Below are 17,013 nucleotides of genomic sequence, written 5' to 3'. Positions count from 1 at the left end.
CCCTCCGCCGCCAGCCGGGACCCGGTCAAATGTATGTTCACATCGCTATGTATGCAAGTGTAGGGGCGGCGACTCTCGCTGGCGGCTCGCCAGCACCGATCAGCCGGTCGGGTCGATGGTGGTGAGGCGCTGCGTGGCCCGGGAGAGCGCCACGTACAGGGTGCGCACCCCGGCACCCGGATCCGCCCGGATCTCGCTCGGGGCGACCAGCACGACACCGTCGTACTCCATGCCCTTGGCCTCCAGGCTGGTGACCACCTGGAGCCTCGGCGCGCCGAGTGCGGCGACCCAGCCGGCGACCTCGTCGCGGCGGGGGACCGGCGTGATCACGCCGACGGTGCCCTCCACCTCGGCCAGCAGGCCGGCGGCCGCCTCCACTGTCGCGGTCTCCAACCCGGTCGAGGGCACCACCAGCTCGACCGGGTCGACCCCGGTGGAGCGGACCGCGGTCGGCAGCGGCAGGTCAGGGTAGAGCCGGCGGATCTCCGCCGCCGCCACCGCGAAGATCTCCGAGGAGTTGCGGTAGTTGGTGGTGAGCGTGAAATCGTGCCGCTTGCGCCGACCCAGCGCCTGGTCCCGGGCCCGGTCCAGCTCGTCGGGGTCGCCGGTCCACGCGGTCTGGGCGGGGTCGCCGACCACCGTCCAGGAGGCCAGACGGCCACGTCGACCGACCATCCGCCACTGCATCGGTGAGACGTCCTGCGCCTCGTCCACGACCACGTGCGCGTAGTCCCGGTAGTCCTCCGGGCGCTCGCGGGCCGCCGCGCGGGCGGCCCGTTGCCGCTCGCCGAGGGTGCTCAACTCGCGTACGCCGCCAGCCAGCTGGAACGGGTCGCGCCGGGCCTTGGCCGACTGCGCCGGCTTGCCGAGCAGGGAGTCCAACTCGTCCAGCAGCGCGATGTCGGCGATGGTCAGCCCGGTCGTGTCCAGGTGCCGGTATGCGGCGCTGAGCAGCCGGATCTCCGCCGAGGAGAGGATCCCCCCGGCATACCGGCGCAGCCGGTCCGGCTGCGCCAGCCAGCCCAGAACGTGTCGAGGGTGCAGCCGGGGCCACCACGCCTTGAGGAACTCCCGGAACTCCGACCGCTCGGCGATCTCCGCCTCGAAGGTCCGCTGGTCCGGCAGTCGAATGCCCACCTCACGGGCCTGCGCCCAGAGCGCTGCGAACACCCCGTCGAAGCCGGCCCGGCGCACCTCGTTGCGGCGGGCACCCCGTTGCAGCGCGCGGTCCCGGATCCGGTCCAGTGCCGTCCGGTCCAGCCGCAGCAGCGTGCCCCGGTAGAGCAGACGCAGCTCACCCGGGCCGCCCGGCACCGCGTCGCGGGCAGCCCGCTCCAGCACCCGACGCATCCGCAGCGAGCCCTTCACCGCCGCCACCTCGGGCGGGTCGGTGCGAGTGGCGCTCATGCCCGGGAACAGGGTGCCCAGCGAGTGCAGGGTCGCGGTGTCCTCGCCCAGCGACGGCAGCACCGAGCCGATGTACTCCACGAAGACCGACGACGGGCCGACCACCAGGATGCCGCCGCCCGCGTACCGGCTGCGGTCGGAGTAGAGCAGGAAGGCGGCCCGGTGCAGGGCGACAGCGGTCTTACCGGTGCCGGGGCCGCCCGCGACGATCGTGACCCCGGAGCCGGGGGAGCGGATCGCCTCGTCCTGTTCCCGCTGAATGGTCGCCACGATGTCCCGCATGCCCCGGCCGGTGGCCTTGGACAGGGTGGCCAGCAGCGCGCCGTCACCGACGACCGTCATGCCCTCCGGCGCGGCGTTCGGGTCGAGCAGGTCGTCCTCGATGCGGGTGACCCGCTCGGCGCGGGACTGGATCGTGCGGCGGCGCACCACGTCCAGCGGCTGCGCCGGGGTGGCCTGGTAGAAGGCGGCGGCGGCCGGCGCCCGCCAGTCGACGACCAGCGTGCGGGCGTCCTCGTCGCGGATGCCGAGGCGCCCGACGTGCAGCACCTGACTGTCGCGCAGGTCCAGCCGGCCGAAGACCAGCCCCTCGTGCTCGGCGTCCAGGGTGTGTCGCCGCTGCGCCGCGTGGAAGACCATCGCGTCGCGCTCGACCAGCGCCCCGTGCGTGCCCACCCGAGCCATCCGGTAGCCGTCACGCTCGGCGCGGACCGCCGACTGCCGTAGTTCGGCGAGTCGGGCGTACACCCTGTCGAGGTGGCGTTGCTCGACGGCGATCTCCTGCTCCAGGCCGGTCTGGTCGGTCAACGCACGCTCCTTCGAAGGTCGCCGGCAGGCGTCGGAAACCGCGCAAGCCAACCGCAGAAGGGTACGGCCCCCGGCCCGGCCCGCCGCGCCCGAGGTGCGGGAACGCGCTCAGGCGCCCGTCCCGGCGGGCGTCACCCCGCGCTGCGGTGCGGCGAGCACCCGGCGCAGTACGCCGGTGAGGGCGGCGTTGACCTCGTCCGGGCGCTCCATCATCAGCATGTGCCCGGCACCCGGGCAGACGGTCAGCTCGGTGGCCGGCAGCGCCGCCGCGATCGACTCGGCACAGGGCGGTGGGGTCAGCCGGTCCCGGTCGCCGACCAGGGCGGCGGCCGGCAGGTGGGCCAACGCGGCGAGGGTGTCCAGTCGGTGCTGGGTGCCGATGGAGGCGCGGAACCCGCCGATCGAGCGCAGCGAGGCACGAGCCACCGCGGAGGTCACCAGGCGGATGTCGGAGGGCTCGCAGCGGTCGCCGAAGAGCATCCACCGGATGCTCGGTTGCAGCGCGTTCAGCAAGGCCCGGGGCGCTCGCCACGACCCGCACCGGGCGAGCACTCCGGCTCCGGTCGTCTCGGCGAGCCGGATCAACCGGGCGATCCGCGGCGAGAGCCCGTAGACGGTGTGCGTGTGCCCCTCGGCGGTGGTCGAGACGAAGACCAGCCCGGCCGTACGGGCGGCGAAGTGCGTGGGGTGGCGGTGGGCGTACTCCATGATCGTCATGCCGCCCATCGAGTGCCCGACCAGGAGCACCGGCCCGGGAGGCGCCACCGCGTCGATGACCGCGGCCAGGTCGTCACCCAGTTGGGCCACTGTGGCCGTGGGCAGCGCCATGCAGCTGGAGCGGCCGTGCCCCCGCGCGTCGTAGGTGACCACCCGCACCGCCCCGCCGAGCGGCGCCGCGGTGAGCGCATCGACCTGTCGGTGCCAGGCGCGCCCGTCCAGCGTCCAACCGTGCAGCAGGATGGCGGTCACCGGGGCGTCCGTCGGCCCCGTGACCTCGACGTTGAGCCGCACACCGTCCGGCAGACCCACCTCGAACCGCTCCGGCATCGCCGCCTCCCAGGGCCGCCCAGCATCACCAGCACCGGGGATACCCGGCGGTAACACGGGCTACCCGCCATCAGACCACGTCAATCGCGCCGGGGCTAACATTCCCGACCGCGCCCGTGGTCGTCGGCGGGGGACCAAGCTGTACGGCATGGGGTCGTCGGGGGCGTCCATGGGCGGGGCGGCGGGGCAGGGACGGCAGGCCGGGGGTACGCCCCGCGCCGCGCTGGCCGACCTGCTCTCCGGCAACCGGCGGTTCGTCAGCGGCGAGCCGATCCACGGACACGACGTCACCGCCGCCGCGGCCGCCTCCGGCGATCAGCAGCCGTACGCGGTGGTGCTCGGCTGCATCGACTCCCGGGTGCCGCTGGAGGCGATCTTCGACCAGACCTTCGGCGCGATCTGCGTGATCCGTACCGGTGGGCATGTCCTCGACCGCGCGGTGTGCGGCTCGATCGAGTACGTGGTCGGCCAGCTCGGCGTACCGCTGGTGATGGTTCTCGGCCACGAGCGGTGCGGCGCGGTGGGCGCGGCGGTGGACGCGCTGCGCAGCGGGCAACGTCCCGGGGGGTCGCTGGCGCACCTGGTGGACGAGATCGCCCCGGCGGTGACCGAGGTGGGGATCGACGACCCGGCGGTGCATCCGCTGGCGATCCGCCGGCATGTCCGGCGAACGGTGGGCACGCTGCGCGCTGATTACCTGCTGGCCGGGCCAATCGCCGCCGGAAGGGTGGCCGTGGTCGGTGGCCTCTACGACCTGGCCACCGGTGAGGTCGCTCTGCTCGATCCGGGCTGAGCCCGCCCCGACGCGCTCGACGTGGCCTTTTCGATCTCACGCCGGACACGCGAAAGCGCCCGCCGGGACTCCCGGCGGGCGCTTTACGTGTTGCGGTGGGGGAGAGCTCAGCCCTCGAAGACGCCGGCCGCGACCAGGCGCTTCTCGGTGGCCTCCCAGCCGTCACCCGGGTGGGTGGCAGCCAGGTTGTTGATCTCCGCCCGGATCTTGGTGGCGTGACCGGCGGCGGCCAGCACGCGGATCTCCTCGACGAAGGCGTCGGAGTCCGTACGCAGGTGCGCGGTCTTGCCGTTGGTCAGGTTCCGCACGTAGGCGTGCTTGCCGCCGTTGAGCGGGATGAGGTACTTGAACTCGCCCAGCACGCTGAGGGCGCCACCCTGGCCAGCCTGGCCGGCCCGGACGGACGCGCGCGCGGTCTTAGAGGTGTTGCTCGCCACGGAGGTACTCCTTGCAAGACGTACGGGAGGACTGGACGTCCGGGGGCTGTGTGCGGGCCGCACTTGACTCGGCTCGCGTAGGTGTAACGCGGCATAAGCCGCCGGTGGAACTGTACATGACCACGACATCACGCTGGTTGTCGCGGTGTCCTGAGAGGCAACGGCGACCACCCGTCCGGCTATTCCACCCGGCGATTTTTCCGATTCCCTGGCGCACCACCCGTCACAGGAGTAATCATGTGTTGCAGGAACCACCTGGGTGGACGAGGTCGTAGGGGAAGACGCACCTCGCTCTCCGGGAGGTCACCGTGCCAACGCGTGGCGTCGTATACGTCCACTCGACCCCGCTCGCCGTGTGCTCACACGTCGAGTGGGCGATCGCGCGCGTCCTAGCCGCGCCGGTCAACCTGCAGTGGACGGCTCAGCCCGTCGACCCCGGCGCACGCCGGGCCGAGTGCGGGTGGACCGGTCGTCCGGGAACGGGCGCCGAGCTGGCTGCTGCCCTACGGCAGTGGCCCATGATCCGTTTCGAGGTCACCGAGGAGCCGAGCGCCGGCGTCGACGGTGAACGCTTCATGTACGTGCCGGCTCGTGGCCTGTTCCGGGCCACCGTCGGCGTGGCCGGCGACATCCAGCTCGGCGAGGACCGGCTACGGGCGCTGATGGTCTCCTCGCGGGCCCCGGAGGCGCTGGCGCACGCCCTCGACAAGGCGCTCGGCACCGCTTGGGACGCCGACCTGGAGCCCTACCGGTACGCCGGCGACGGCGCCCCGGTGACCTTGCTCACCCGGGTCGGCTGACCCGACGGTCGATCCGCTGGCCGTACGCCCCCGGGGTGGTGCGACCGGTAAGGTCAAGTTGCCCCGATAAGGGGGAAGCTGGTGGGATGGGCGGCGTGTCGAATCGCCCGTGGCGCGCCACCGTCGCAGTCGCCGCCCTGACCGCCCTGCTCGTCTCCGGCTGCTCAAGCGACCCCGAGCGCCCCGCGCCGACACCCAGCCCGGCCGGCACATCCGCCGCCCCGAGCGCCGCCGCCGCGTCGCCGGCCACCGACCCGGCCGCCCGGGCCGCCGCGCTGGTCGCCACGCTGTCCGACGAGGACCTGGTCGGTCAGGTGCTGATGCCGTACGCCTACGGCGACTCCGCGACCAAGGTCTCGGCCGGCTCGGCCGCCGGCAACCAGGCCCTCGCTGGGGTCGACACCCCCGCCGACATGATCAGCAAATATCGGCTGGGTGGCCTGATCCTGGTCGGCTTCAGCGCCGACGACCCGACCAAGGGCAACCAGGAGACCACGAACGTCGACAACCCGAAGCAGGTGCACGAGCTCACCAGCGGGCTGCGTACCGCCGCCGGTCGGCTCGCCGCCGGCCCCGCGCCGCTGCTGATCGGCACCGACCAGGAATACGGCGTCGTCACCCGCGTGACCGACGGCGTCACCGTGCTGCCCAGCGCCCTCGCGGCGGGCGCGGCCGGCGACCCGAAGCTGACCGAGGCGGCCTGGCAGGCCGCCGGCGCCGAGCTGGCGGCGATGGGGATCAACGTCGACTTCGCCCCGGTGGCCGACGTGCTGGCCACCCGCAGCACCGTGATCGGCTCCCGGTCGTACGGCTCGGACCCGAAGCAGGCCGCGGTGCAGGTGGGCGGCGCCGTCCGTGGCCTCCAGGCGGCCGGGGTCGCGGCCACCCTGAAGCACTTCCCGGGGCACGGCCACAGCGCCGACGACTCCCACCAGGACCTGCCGGTGCTAACCCAGTCCGCCGAGGCGTTGCGGAGCGGCGCGTGGCCGCCGTTCACCGCCGGGATGGACGCCGGGGCGATGGCGGTCATGTCCGGTCACCTGGACGCCCGCGCGATCGACCCGGGGACCCCGGCGACGTTCTCGCACAAGCTGCTCACCGACGTCCTGCGGGGTCAGCTCGGTTTCAAGGGCGTGGTGATCACCGACGGGATGAACATGCCGCCCGCGAAGCGCTGGGCTCCCGGTGAGGCGGCCGTCCGCGCGCTGAACGCCGGAAACGACCTCATCCTGATGACCCCGAACGTCGGCCAGGCGTACGACGGGCTGCTCGCCGCGCTGCGCGGCGGTTCACTGCCACGCGCCCGGCTCGTCGAGGCGGTCACCCGGGTGCTGACCATGAAGTTCCGGCTCGCGGAGACCCCGGCCGGGCAGATGTCCACGCTCAACGCCCCGGCCCACCGCGCGGCGGCCGACGCGCTGGCCACCGCCGCCGTCACCGTGCTGCGCGGCACCTGCGGCGGTGCCGTACGCGGGCCGGTCACCGTCACCTCCTCCGGTGGCCGCGACGGCACCCGGGCGGTGCTCACCGCCGCACTGACCGCCGCCGGGGTGCAGGTCAAGCCCAGCGGCGGCACGATCGTGCACCTGGTGGGCTACGGCGACGGCGCCAACGACCTGCGCGCCGACGCGGCGGTCACTGTCGCGATGGACACCCCGTACGTGCTGAGCGGCGCGAAGTCGCCGACGCTGCTGGCCACGTACTCCTCCAGCCGGGCGTCCATGACCGGGCTGGCCGCCGTGCTGGCCGGCAAGGCCCGGCCGGGCGGGCGGTCCCCGGTGACCGTGCCGGGCCTGCCGGCGACGACCTGCGCCAGTAGCTGACCGCCGTTCACGGGCCGAAAATCGGGTCGCCTCGGTTCGGTCGGCCTGACAACCTTCCAGGCATGGGAGCGGCAGAAGGATTCCGGCACGTGCAACGGGCGGACGGCACTGTGGTGATCACACACCACGGACGGGTCGCCGGCACGCTGCGCGGCGCTCGGGCCGCGGAGTTCCTCGCCGAGGTCGACGACGACCCGCAGTTGGTGATGGCCCGCTGGACCGGCAACTATCGCCACGGCAACGAGCGCACCGCGAAACAGCACCCCCGCAACCGGGGCTGAACGACAGAAGGGCCCCTCCTCGACGAGGAGGGGCCCTTCTGCGGGACCTCAGGGCCGGGCGAAGACGAGCGCCACGTTGTGGCCGCCGAAGCCGAACGCGTTGTTCAACGCGGCCGGGATCTCCATGTGGCGGGCCTTGTGCGCGGCGACATCCAGGGTGAGGCCTGGCTCCGGGTCGTCGAGGTTGATGGTCGGAGGGACGACACTGTCGCGGATCGCCAGGATGGTGGCGATCGACTCCAGCGCTCCGGCCGCACCGAGCAGGTGACCCGTCATCGACTTCGTCGCGGACAGCACCGGGTGGTCGCCGAGCGCCTTGTGCAGCCCGCTGATCTCCAGCATGTCCCCGACCGGGGTCGAGGTGGCGTGCGCGTTGACGTGCACGATGTCCCGCTTCGCCACGTCCGCGTCCGCGATCGCCTTGGCGATGGCCCGGATGGCGCCCTCACCCTCGGCGTGCGGCTGCACGATGTCGTACGCGTCGGAGGTGATGCCGGCACCGGCGAGGCGTGCGTACACCCGGGCGCCCCGGGCCGCCGCGTGCTCGGCCCGCTCCAGCACCACGATGCCGGCGCCCTCGCCGAGGACGAAGCCGTCCCGGCCCCGGTCCCACGGGCGGGAGGCGCGCTCGGGGTCGTCGTTGCGGGTCGACATGGCCCGCATCGAGCTGAAGCCGGCGATCGGCAGCGGGTGGATGACCGCCTCGGTGCCGCCGGCCACCACCACGTCGGCACGACCGGCGCGGATGATGTCCAGCCCGAGGGCGATGGCCTCGGCGCCGGTGGCGCAGGCGCTGGCCACCGAGTGCACGCCGGCCTTGGCGCCCAGCTCCAGCCCGACCCAGGCGGCCGGACCGTTCGGCATCAGCATCGGGATGGTGTGCGGGGAGACCCGCCGTGGCCCGGAGGCTTCCAGGATGTCGTCCTGGGCGAGCAGGGTGGTGGCGCCACCGATGCCGGAGCCGACGCTGACGGCCAGCCGCTCCCCGTCGAGGTCGGAGCCGGCGAGGCCGGCGTCCGCCCAGGCCTGCTGCGCCGCGATGATGGCGATCGCCTCGGAACGGTCCAGTCGGCGCAGCCGGACCCGGTCCAGCACCTCGGACGGCTCCACGGCCAGCTGGGCGGCGATCCGGACCGGCAGTTGCGCGGCCCACTCCTGGGTGAGGGCACTCACCCCGGAGCGGCCGGCGAGCATGGCGTCCCAGGTCGACGCGACGTCCCCGCCAAGCGGGGTCGTCGCGCCGAGCCCGGTGACGACGACGTCGGGACGACTCATGATCAGGACTGCGCCGCGATGTAGCTGACGGCGTCACCGACGGTCTTGAGGTTCTGCACCTCGTTGTCCGGGATCTTGACGCCGAACTTCTCCTCGGCGGCGACAACGACCTCCACCATGGAGAGCGAGTCGACGTCGAGGTCGTCGGTGAAGGACTTCCCCTCGGCCACGTCGTCCGGGTTCACCCCGGCAACCTCTTCGAGGATCTCGGCGAGGCCGGTGGTGATCTCGTCACGGGTCATTACGGTTGGTTCCTTTCATCGGGGTTTCCGGCGGACGGCGTCGCCGACCGCCGCTCCTGGACGCGTACGCGCCGAGGGGGTCATCAGGGGCAGCGGATGACCTGACCGGCGTAGGTCAGACCACCGCCGAAGCCGAACAGCAGCACCGGTGCGCCCGAGGGCACCTCCCGGCGCTCGACCAGCTTGGACAGGGCCAGCGGCACGCTCGCGGCGGAGGTGTTGCCGGACTCGACGATGTCCTTCGCGATGATCGCGTTGGGGATGTTGAGCCGCTTGGCGATGCCGTCGATGATCCGGGCGTTGGCCTGGTGCGGCACGAACGCGGCCAGCTCCGACGGATCGACCCCGGCCCGCTCGCAGGCCTGCAGCGCGAGTGGCGCGATCGCGGTGGTGGCCCAGCGGAAGACCGCCTGCCCCTCCTGCTGGACGTACGGGCGCCAGCCCTCGATGCGGACCGCGTCGCTCTTCTCCGGCGCCGAACCCCAGACCACCGGCCCGATCCCGGCCGGCTCGTCGTCGGCGGTGGCGCTGACCACCGCGGCGCCGGCGCCGTCCGCGAAGATGATGCAGGTGGAGCGGTCGGTCCAGTCGGTGAAGTCGGAGAGCTTCTCGGCGCCGATGACGAGCGCGTTGCGCGACGCGCCGGCCCGGATGGCGTGGTCGACGGTGCCCAACGCGTACGCGAAGCCCGAGCAGGCGGTGTTGACGTCGAACGCGCCCGGCGCGGTGATGCCCAGCTTGGCGGCGACCCGGCAGGCCACGTTGGGGCTGCGGTCGATGGAGGTGCAGGTGGCGACGACGACCAGGTCGATGTCGGCAGCGGTCAGGCCCGAGTTGGCCAGCGCCTTGCCGGCGGCGGCGGCAGCCATGTCGGCCACCGTCTCACTGTCGGCGATCCGCCGGCTGACGATGCCGACCCGGTCGCGGATCCACTCGTCGTTGGTGTCGACGAGCTGGGCGATGTCGTCGTTGGTCACCACCCGGGAGGGCTGGTAGTGCCCCATCGAGACGATGCGACTGCCAGTCATGAGCGACCTCCGGTGCGGGCGATCAGGTCCCGTGCGGCCGGCAGGTCGTCCGGGGTGTTCAGGGTGACGATCTCCGGGGCTCCGTCGCCCTTGAGGTCCCGTTTGACCAGCCCGGCGAGGGTGCCGGCCGGTGGTAGCTCGATCACGCCGGTGACACCGAGGCCAGCCAGCGTACGCATGCACAGATCCCAGCGCACCGGTGCGGTCACCTGGCGCACGAGGCGTTGCACCATGTCCGCGCCGGTGTCGACAGTGGTGCCGTCGAGGTTCGACAGCAGGAGGCGGACCGGGTCGGCGGGGGTGATCTCGGCGGCGACCGCGGCGAGCGCGGTCTCGGCCGGGGCCATGTACGGGGTGTGGAACGCTCCGGCCACCTTGAGCCGGATGATCCGGGCCCGGGCGGGCGGCTCGGCGGCGAGTTTGTCGAGCCCGTCCAGCGAGCCGGCGGCGACGATCTGCCCGGCGCCGTTGCGGTTGCCCGGGTAGAGCCCGTGCGCCTCGATCGCGGCGAGCACCTCGTCGGGGTCGCCGCCGAGCACCGCGGCCATGCCGGTCGGCTCCAGCGCGCACGCGGCCGCCATCTCCCGGCCGCGGACGCCAGCGAGGGTGATCGCCGTTTCGGCTGACAGCACGCCGGCCAGGGCGGCAGCGCCCAGCTCGCCGATGCTGTGCCCGGCGGTGAGCGTCACGTCGTCCAGCGGCAGGTGCTCGCCGGCGAGCAACGCCGCGGCGACCAGCAGGGGCTGGGTGCGGGCGGTGTCCTTGATCTCGTCGGCGTCGGCGGTGGTGCCCAGATGCATCAGGTCGACCCCGGCCAACGCCGACCACTCGCGCAGACGCGCCTCGGTGCCGGTCAGGTCGAGCCAGGGGGTCAGGAAGCCGGGTTTCTGGGAACCCTGGCCGGGACTAAGTACGGCGAGCACGCCTATGACTCTCCCGGATACGCGCGGGTAACGCTGTGCCGCCTTCGACCAAACCGCACTAGCGCCTTTGGAGGTTTCCTACAAAGATCGGCGGGGATCATCCTCGTTTTGGGTGGTTTTCCGGGTGGCCGGGGTCATTGTCTGAGTCGGGACAGGCGAGATGAGCGGTGCGACCGGATCCAACCGACCCACTGTCAGCGCGACCTGGAGAGCGAAAGCGTCCCGCGGTGACAGCGGCGAGAAGCCGGTCACCTCGGCGATCCGGCGCAACCGGTAACGCACGGTGTTCGGATGGACGAACAGCGCCCGCGCGGCGCTCTCCAGTGTGCCGCCGGCGGCCAGGAACGCGTCCAAGGTCGCCAGCAGCTCGCCACCGGCGCGTACCAGCGTCGCGTACACGTCGTGCCGCAGCCGCCGACGGGCCTCCGCATCGCCCGCGAGGGCCCGCTCCGGCAACAGGTCCGCGGCCGGCACCGGCCGGGGGGCGCTGGGCCATGCCGGTGCCGCCCGGAAACCGGACAACGCCGCCCGCGCCGACTCGGTCGCCTCGTCCAGGCTCGGCACGGCCGGACCCACCACGACCGGGCCGTCCCCGAACGCGCTCAACAACTTGGCGGTCGCCGTCAACGGGTCAGGTGCGCCACCCAGCACGATCACCAGCCGGTCGCCGTGCACCCCGCCGATGACCTCCACCCCGATCCGGCGGGCCTGCCGGTAGACCACGTGCAGCACCGCAGACACCTCGCCGCCGGGCGACCGACCGACCGCGACCGCCACCGGCGGCGCGTCCGCCCAGCCGAGCGCGGCGGCCCGACTGGCCAGCACGTCCGGCGAGTCACCGCGCAGCAGCGCGTCGACCAGCAGAGCCTGCAACCGGGCGTCCCACGCGCCGCGCGACTCGGCCGCCCGCGCGTACACCCGGGCAGCGGCGAACGCGATCTCCCGGGAGAAGCGCAGCACCGCCTCGCGGAGCTGCTGCTCCTCACCCTCGGCAGCCAGGTGCGACACCTGCTCCTCGACCACGTCGATGGTCACCTTGATCAACGCCACGGTCTGCTGGAGGGTGATCGACCGGGCCAGCGCCTGCGGGGCGGCGGCGAAGACCTCGTCCGAGACCTCCTGGGTGCTGTCCGCCGTGCCGCCGCCGTCACGCAGCCACTGCACCAGCGACCGGGCGCCCGCCTGCGCCACCAGCATCACCCAGGAGCGCTGGTCGGCCGGCAGGGTCCGGAACCACGGCAGCGTGTCGTCCATCCGGGCCACGCTGGAGGTGGCCAACGCCCCCGCCGAACGTTCGATCCGGCGCAGCGTGGCCGACAGGTCTCCACCGCCCGGCGTACTCACCGCACTAGCCTGACACGTGGTGAGCAGGCCATCCACGTCGGCACCGGTCAGCGGGCCGCCGCTAGGACGGTGCGGCCGGCACCCTTGACCGACGCGTTGAGCACCCGCTGAGGGCTGTGGAGGAAACACCACACGCTGAGAGTGCCCGCCTGCCACTCAGGCTCGCCCTCGGGCACGAGCGCCAACGGCTCGAAACGTTGCCCCAGAGTCCCCTCCGGCAATCCGACATGACCGGCGATGGTCGACAGGCACCCCGCGTCCACGATCTCGTCGGTCAACTCCTCGACGTCCGGCCCGGCCCGCCAGATGCCGGCGAACTCGGTGGCGTGCGGCCCGGTGCAGGAGGCTGGCGGCAGATTGACAAGGCCCTGGGAGGTCTCCTCCGGCTCGGTAAAGCAGCTCAGCCGCAGCGGCGAGTCACCGGTCAGGGCGCCGCTCAGGCTGTTTGCCCGGGGGTTCGGGAACCACCGGTCCGCCGCATGCATCTCCAGCAGGTCGCAGCGGTACCACCGTTCACCCGCCCCCCAGCGCGCCGCCGACGGGATCAGCACCCGCATCGCCAGCCGTGACTCGCGCCATTCGCCACCCAGGAAGAGGTCGGCCTCGGCGTCGCACGACTTGTACACCCGCCCACGACCCTCGCTGTCGGCCACCGGTGGCGCCTCCGCGGCGGCGTCCGCGCCGCCGAACCGGCCGACCAGGAAGGTCTCCGTCTCGTGCTTCGACGAGCAGGGGATCGGCGTGTACGCCTCAGGGCTGCGCTCGTCGGAGGCGGTGGCGTGACACACCCCTGCCTCGGGTGCGAAGAACGAGGCTGAGTCTTCGGCGAGGATGGCGTCACAACCACCCGTTCCCATGATCAGCACCAGCAGGACCGTCGGTCCCCACCACCGTCGCACGTGTGCTCCGTTCTGAGCGGCCGGCATCGACGCCGGTGGCGCGCAGCGTACGGCAGGCAAGCGATCCAGCACCGTCCGGAGTGGACCGGACCCGGTTCACGATTGTGGGGGAGCGGTCAGCCCCAGCTCCTGGGCCAGGATCGCGGCCTGCACCCGGCTACGCAGATCCAGCTTCGCGAGGATCCGGCTCACATGTGTCTTGGTGGTGCTCTCGGCCAGCACCAGCCGAGCGGCGATCTGCTGGTTGGACAGGCCCAGGCCGAGGCAGGCCAGCACGTCCCGCTCGCGCGGGGTGAGGGTGCCCAGCGCGGCCCGGGTGGCGGCGGACGCGCCCGGCGTGGTGGCCGCGAAAGCGGTGATCAACCGGCGGGTCACCGCGGGGGCGATGAAGCCGTCGCCGCGCGCCACCGTACGCACCGCGGTCACCAGGCCGTCAGCATCGGTGTCCTTCAGCAGGAACCCGGCCGCGCCGGCACGCAATGCGCCGAAGACGTACTCGTCGAGGTCGAAGGTGGTGAGCACCAGCACGTCGGCGAGCCCGTCGGCGACGATGGCCCGGGTCGCGGAGATCCCGTCCCGGCCGGGCATGCGGACGTCCAGTACCGCCACGTCCGGGCGCGACTCCCGACACAACCGCACCGCCTCGTCGCCGTCGGCCGCCTCGCCGACCACCTCGATGCCCGGTGAGCCACCCAGGATCAGGGCCAGCCCCGCCCGTACCGCTGGCTGATCGTCGGCGAGCACCACCCGTACCGTTGCCGCGCCCGCGTCTCCCGACGGCCCGGTCACCCGCCCTCCCCGGTGGGCAGGGCGGCCCGGACCAGCCAGCGACCGTCCTGCGGCCCGGCGGTGAGTCGACCGGCCAGCAGTGTGGTCCGCTCCCGCATCCCGATCAGCCCGGCCCCGGCGCCGGGCAGACCGATCGCGTTCCGGCGCACCGGGTTCTCCACCGTCAGCACCACCTCCGCCGAGCCGTACGCGATCGTCAGGTCGGCCTCACCCGTGCCGTGCTTGAGCGCGTTGGTCAGCGACTCCTGCACGATCCGGTACGCGGCCAGGTCCACCGCCACCGGCAGCGGCCCCGGCGTGCCGTCGGTGCGGACCCGGACCGCCAGGCCGGCGGCGCGGATCCGCTCGACCAATCCGTCCGCCTCGGCCAGCCGCGCGCTGACCATCTCCGGCACGGCCGGGTCGTCTCCCACCGGGGCCGGCACACCGGTGGTCCCCGGCTCGCGCAACACCTCGATCATCTGACGCATCTCCGCGAGCCCCTGCACGCTGCTCTCCCGGATCACCCGCAACGCCGACTCGACCTGGCCGCGGTCCAGCCCGGGTACGGACAGCACGGCGGTGGCGTGGATGGCCACCGCGCTGAGGTGGTTGGCGACGACGTCGTGCAGCTCCCGGGCCATTCGGGCGCGCTCGGCGCTGACCGCCTGCCGGCGGTCCATCTCGACCAGCCGGGCGGTCTGCTCGGCCCGCGCCCGCTCGGCGGCGGCCTGGTCGCGGTACTGCCGCACGCTGATCCCGGTCAGGACCGGCAACAACCCGGCGAGCACCACCAGCACCCCGACGGTGACCCCGCGCCAATGGCCGAGGAGGAGGACGCCGAGGACCGCACCGATCAGGCTCAGCGCGATGGTCACCCGCAGCAACCATCGCCACAGGCGGGGCGGGCCGTACACGCAGGCGTCGTAGAGCACCTGGGTGTAGATCAGGATCGTCCCGAGCGAGTTGCCGAGCGCGGTGTCCACGACCAGCGCCCCGGTGCCTACGGCCAGGCTGGCGCGGGGGGCGACCCGGCGCAGGCCCACGGCCACGCACATCGTCAGCAGCGGCGGCAGGAACAGCACCGACGGTACGCCCGTGTTCGGGCGGACCTGCGGTTGCCATCCCAGGGCGTACAGCACGAGGCCGCCGACGAGCGACGCGCCGGCGAGCGCGACGTCGCGGGCCAGGGTGCCGGAGCCAAGCCACGGTGGCGGACGCATGCCCCGATCCCACCACAGCCGCCGACCCTCGGACACCGTCGGCAGGAGGAGCCCGACGGCGCCGACATGCGCCGAAAGGGGTACGCGGACCCCGAGCCGCCGACGCGATAATGATCATCATGACCGATGTGGGAACCCTGGCCGCGCTGGCTCGTGAGATCGACACCACCTGCCGGCTGACCGGCACGTTCGTGCTCCGCTCCGGGCGGACCGCCGACGAGTACTTCGACAAGTACCGCTTCGAGGCCGACCCCCGTCTGCTGGACCGGGTGGCCTCCCAGCTGGCGCTCCTGGTCCCGACGGACACCGAGGTGCTGGCTGGTTTGGAGATGGGCGGCATTCCGGTGGTGACCACGCTCGGCCGGCACACCGGGCTGCCCTGCGCCTTCGTCCGCAAGAGCGCCAAGCCGTACGGGACGGCCCGGCTGGCCGAGGGGGCGGAGCTGGTCGGTCGACGGGTGCTGGTGGTCGAGGACGTGGTCACCTCCGGCGGCCAGGTGGTCATCTCCACCGGACAACTGCGCGACCTGGGCGCCCGGGTGGAGCACGCCCTCTGCGTCATCGACCGGGCCGAGGGTGGAGCGCAGGCGCTCGCCGGCCACGGCGTGGCGTTGCGAGCGCTCTTCACCCGCGCCGACCTGGAGGCTCACCGCACCCGCTGAGCACCGCGCCGCCCCGGCCGCGCTCCCAGGGTGAACGGCACGAAAAGAAGCTGTGAACTGCGTAACCGGGTCCCGCGCTCCCCGTCGTCCGGATGAACCGCCCGGTCCTGACCCCGGGGTACGCGGCGCGCGGCCCGCCGGTCCCGGCCAGTACGGTGACAGGGCACGTCGGGGGGAGCACCCGAGGTTGTGACGAGTGTGAGGAGACCGGGGATGGCGCACGGGGAGGCCGAGCACGGCTGCGCCCAGGGCGAGCCCTGCCGACCGGGGCACCACGACCCGCAGGCGGCTGGCAAGCACCGCCGGCCGGTCGGCGGCGCGCCGTCGCACCCGGTGGAGCCGCTCGCCGGTCGGGCCGACGACGATGCCGCCCTGCCGCGCCAGCGCTCCGGGGAGCCCAACATCCTCGCCGAACCCGACTCGGACGTTCCCGCTGGTTGCCTCAGCGAACTTCCCGGCTGGGCCGGGGCGCATCGGCACGGCCCGGTCCGACCTCGGCCGCGGGCCACCCGCCGGCAACGCCCACCGCGCCGCTGGTGCTGACCACCGGGCGGGGGTAGCTCAGCGGGTGCGGCGACGGATCAGCAGGGCGATCCCGGCGAGGCCGACCGTGATCGTGAGCATCACCCCGACGTTGAGCAGCAGCAGGCGTTGCAGGTCGCCGAGCGCCTTGTCAAGGTCCTTCGCGGGGTCGAGCGTGTTCTCCGGGAGCGCCCGTTCGCCGCCGCCCACGCCGCCGCTGACCGTGTCGAACTGCCGCTCCAGCGGGACGCCGGCGGTGCGCAGGGTCTCGGACATGCTGAGCCGACCCAGGAACCAACCGGCGCTGATCCTGCGGCCGTCCGGCTGCTTCGCCGGCCGGTAGACGCGGGGGCCGCCGACCGCCTTGGGATAGAGATCGTAGGTCTGCTTCGGCGTCTCGCCGGCGAGCACCACGACCGTGTACTTCGGACCGAGGTCGGCCGGCTTCGGGCCCTTCGGCATGCCGATGTGGGCCAGGAAGTTGACCTGGTCGATGACCGCGCCCACGTGGGTGGGCTGGGTGTCGGCGCGCAACCGCAGCGGCGCGGAGAGGCCCTCGCCGGCGATGTCCACTCCGGCGGGTGGCGGCTTCGGCGCCGCCGAGGCCGGGCCGCCAGTGCCGAGTGACAGCAACGCCGTGGCCAGCGCGCCCGCCAGCGCGGTTGCCAACCACCTCATGTGACGGACCATCCCGCCTCCTCGCCCCGTTCGATGGATGGCATCGTTGTGACG

17 protein-coding genes and 1 pseudogene are annotated in these 17,013 nt (G+C 73.1%); 6 read left to right on the top strand and 12 right to left on the bottom strand.

Annotation, left to right across the window (positions count from 1 at the left end; translation table 11 throughout):
• Positions 1 to 99 precede the first annotated feature (99 nt).
• Together FBZ33_RS23355 and FBZ33_RS23350 are read right to left on the bottom strand one after the other, a co-directional pair.
• On the bottom strand, positions 100 to 2,214 hold the full coding sequence (locus tag FBZ33_RS23355; RefSeq protein WP_141910672.1) for an AAA family ATPase: 2,115 nt from the start codon (positions 2,212 to 2,214) through the stop codon (positions 100 to 102).
• Between the two features lie 108 nt (positions 2,215 to 2,322).
• On the bottom strand, positions 2,323 to 3,261 hold the full coding sequence (locus tag FBZ33_RS23350; RefSeq protein ID WP_141910671.1) for an alpha/beta fold hydrolase: 939 nt from the start codon (positions 3,259 to 3,261) through the stop codon (positions 2,323 to 2,325).
• A 148-nt stretch (positions 3,262 to 3,409) separates the two neighbouring features.
• On the opposite strand from FBZ33_RS23350, the gene FBZ33_RS23345 reads away from it, so the two are divergent.
• Positions 3,410 to 4,054 (top strand): carbonic anhydrase, encoded by a 645-nt coding sequence (locus FBZ33_RS23345; RefSeq protein WP_255509026.1) that lies wholly within the window; start codon positions 3,410 to 3,412, stop codon positions 4,052 to 4,054.
• A gap of 107 nt (positions 4,055 to 4,161) precedes the next feature.
• On the opposite strand, the gene FBZ33_RS23340 is transcribed toward FBZ33_RS23345, so the two are convergent.
• Positions 4,162 to 4,491, bottom strand: coding sequence for a hypothetical protein (locus tag FBZ33_RS23340; RefSeq protein WP_099856326.1), 330 nt, complete (start codon positions 4,489 to 4,491; stop codon positions 4,162 to 4,164).
• 308 nt (positions 4,492 to 4,799) lie between these two features.
• On the opposite strand from FBZ33_RS23340, the gene FBZ33_RS23335 reads away from it, so the two are divergent.
• From FBZ33_RS23335 to FBZ33_RS23325, 3 genes are all read left to right on the top strand, one after another.
• On the top strand, positions 4,800 to 5,291 hold the full coding sequence (locus tag FBZ33_RS23335) for a DUF3145 domain-containing protein (protein WP_088949573.1): 492 nt from the start codon (positions 4,800 to 4,802) through the stop codon (positions 5,289 to 5,291).
• A gap of 86 nt (positions 5,292 to 5,377) precedes the next feature.
• Entirely contained in the window at positions 5,378 to 7,114 is a 1,737-nt protein-coding gene (locus FBZ33_RS23330) for a glycoside hydrolase family 3 protein (protein WP_141910670.1), read from the top strand.
• Between the two features lie 62 nt (positions 7,115 to 7,176).
• Positions 7,177 to 7,395 carry a hypothetical protein gene (locus FBZ33_RS23325; protein ID WP_030488757.1) on the top strand — a complete coding sequence of 73 codons (219 nt, stop codon included), beginning with the start codon at positions 7,177 to 7,179 and terminating at the stop codon, positions 7,393 to 7,395.
• A gap of 48 nt (positions 7,396 to 7,443) precedes the next feature.
• On the opposite strand, the gene fabF is transcribed toward FBZ33_RS23325, so the two are convergent.
• From fabF to FBZ33_RS23285, 8 genes and pseudogenes are all read right to left on the bottom strand, one after another.
• A complete protein-coding gene (gene fabF / locus FBZ33_RS23320) occupies positions 7,444 to 8,670 on the bottom strand; it encodes a beta-ketoacyl-ACP synthase II (protein ID WP_088949571.1) in 1,227 nt (408 codons plus the stop codon).
• Positions 8,671 to 8,672: 2 nt separating this feature from the next.
• Entirely contained in the window at positions 8,673 to 8,912 is a 240-nt protein-coding gene (locus FBZ33_RS23315; RefSeq protein WP_030330276.1) for an acyl carrier protein, read from the bottom strand.
• An 83-nt stretch (positions 8,913 to 8,995) separates the two neighbouring features.
• Positions 8,996 to 9,940 carry a beta-ketoacyl-ACP synthase III gene (locus FBZ33_RS23310; protein WP_088949570.1) on the bottom strand — a complete coding sequence of 315 codons (945 nt, stop codon included), beginning with the start codon at positions 9,938 to 9,940 and terminating at the stop codon, positions 8,996 to 8,998.
• 5 nt (positions 9,941 to 9,945) lie between these two features.
• Positions 9,946 to 10,863 (bottom strand): annotated as a pseudogene (locus tag FBZ33_RS23305) (ACP S-malonyltransferase); the annotation flags it as partial.
• Positions 10,864 to 10,941: 78 nt separating this feature from the next.
• Positions 10,942 to 12,243: a CdaR family transcriptional regulator gene (locus FBZ33_RS23300; protein WP_305069558.1), complete on the bottom strand. Its 1,302-nt coding sequence runs from the start codon at positions 12,241 to 12,243 to the stop codon at positions 10,942 to 10,944.
• Positions 12,244 to 12,254: 11 nt separating this feature from the next.
• Positions 12,255 to 13,106 (bottom strand): septum formation family protein, encoded by an 852-nt coding sequence (locus FBZ33_RS23295; protein WP_185755389.1) that lies wholly within the window; start codon positions 13,104 to 13,106, stop codon positions 12,255 to 12,257.
• A gap of 96 nt (positions 13,107 to 13,202) precedes the next feature.
• Positions 13,203 to 13,895, bottom strand: coding sequence for a response regulator transcription factor (locus tag FBZ33_RS23290; protein WP_141910667.1), 693 nt, complete (start codon positions 13,893 to 13,895; stop codon positions 13,203 to 13,205).
• Positions 13,892 to 15,097, bottom strand: coding sequence for a sensor histidine kinase (locus tag FBZ33_RS23285; protein WP_141910666.1), 1,206 nt, complete (start codon positions 15,095 to 15,097; stop codon positions 13,892 to 13,894). The genes FBZ33_RS23290 and FBZ33_RS23285 overlap by 4 nt, the downstream gene beginning before the upstream one ends.
• Positions 15,098 to 15,216: 119 nt before the next feature.
• Here FBZ33_RS23285 and FBZ33_RS23280 point away from each other — a divergent pair, with 119 nt between their 5' ends.
• Both FBZ33_RS23280 and FBZ33_RS23275 read left to right on the top strand, forming a co-directional pair.
• Entirely contained in the window at positions 15,217 to 15,759 is a 543-nt protein-coding gene (locus FBZ33_RS23280) for an orotate phosphoribosyltransferase (protein WP_141910665.1), read from the top strand.
• A gap of 213 nt (positions 15,760 to 15,972) precedes the next feature.
• Positions 15,973 to 16,302 (top strand): hypothetical protein, encoded by a 330-nt coding sequence (locus tag FBZ33_RS23275; protein WP_088949564.1) that lies wholly within the window; start codon positions 15,973 to 15,975, stop codon positions 16,300 to 16,302.
• 18 nt (positions 16,303 to 16,320) lie between these two features.
• On the opposite strand, the gene FBZ33_RS23270 is transcribed toward FBZ33_RS23275, so the two are convergent.
• The gene (locus FBZ33_RS23270) at positions 16,321 to 16,971 is read right to left on the bottom strand and encodes a hypothetical protein (protein ID WP_141910664.1); all 651 of its coding nucleotides are present in this window, start codon (positions 16,969 to 16,971) and stop codon (positions 16,321 to 16,323) included.
• Between the last annotated feature and the right edge of the window lie 42 nt (positions 16,972 to 17,013).

Origin of the sequence: Micromonospora sp. A202 (assembly GCF_006715105.1) — a bacterium.
GTDB classification, from domain to species: Bacteria; Actinomycetota; Actinomycetes; order Mycobacteriales; family Micromonosporaceae; genus Micromonospora; species Micromonospora zamorensis.
Note: the sequence above shows the minus strand (reverse complement) of the source record. Positions and strands in the feature narration are given on the sequence as shown.

Excerpts from the sequence above, each read along its gene's own strand:
- FBZ33_RS23350 (WP_141910671.1), bottom strand. The coding sequence starts at position 3,261 with ATGCCGGAGCGGTTCGAGGTGGGTCTGCCGGACGGTGTGCGGCTCAAC.
- FBZ33_RS23345 (WP_255509026.1), top strand. The coding sequence starts at position 3,410 with ATGGGGTCGTCGGGGGCGTCCATGGGCGGGGCGGCGGGGCAGGGACGG.
- FBZ33_RS23330 (WP_141910670.1), top strand. The coding sequence starts at position 5,378 with ATGGGCGGCGTGTCGAATCGCCCGTGGCGCGCCACCGTCGCAGTCGCC.
- FBZ33_RS23325 (WP_030488757.1), top strand. The coding sequence starts at position 7,177 with ATGGGAGCGGCAGAAGGATTCCGGCACGTGCAACGGGCGGACGGCACT.
- fabF (WP_088949571.1), bottom strand. The coding sequence starts at position 8,670 with ATGAGTCGTCCCGACGTCGTCGTCACCGGGCTCGGCGCGACGACCCCG.
- FBZ33_RS23315 (WP_030330276.1), bottom strand. The coding sequence starts at position 8,912 with ATGACCCGTGACGAGATCACCACCGGCCTCGCCGAGATCCTCGAAGAG.
- FBZ33_RS23310 (WP_088949570.1), bottom strand. The coding sequence starts at position 9,940 with ATGACTGGCAGTCGCATCGTCTCGATGGGGCACTACCAGCCCTCCCGG.
- FBZ33_RS23285 (WP_141910666.1), bottom strand. The coding sequence starts at position 15,097 with ATGCGTCCGCCACCGTGGCTTGGCTCCGGCACCCTGGCCCGCGACGTC.
- FBZ33_RS23280 (WP_141910665.1), top strand. The coding sequence starts at position 15,217 with ATGACCGATGTGGGAACCCTGGCCGCGCTGGCTCGTGAGATCGACACC.
- FBZ33_RS23275 (WP_088949564.1), top strand. The coding sequence starts at position 15,973 with ATGGCGCACGGGGAGGCCGAGCACGGCTGCGCCCAGGGCGAGCCCTGC.
- FBZ33_RS23270 (WP_141910664.1), bottom strand. The coding sequence starts at position 16,971 with ATGGTCCGTCACATGAGGTGGTTGGCAACCGCGCTGGCGGGCGCGCTG.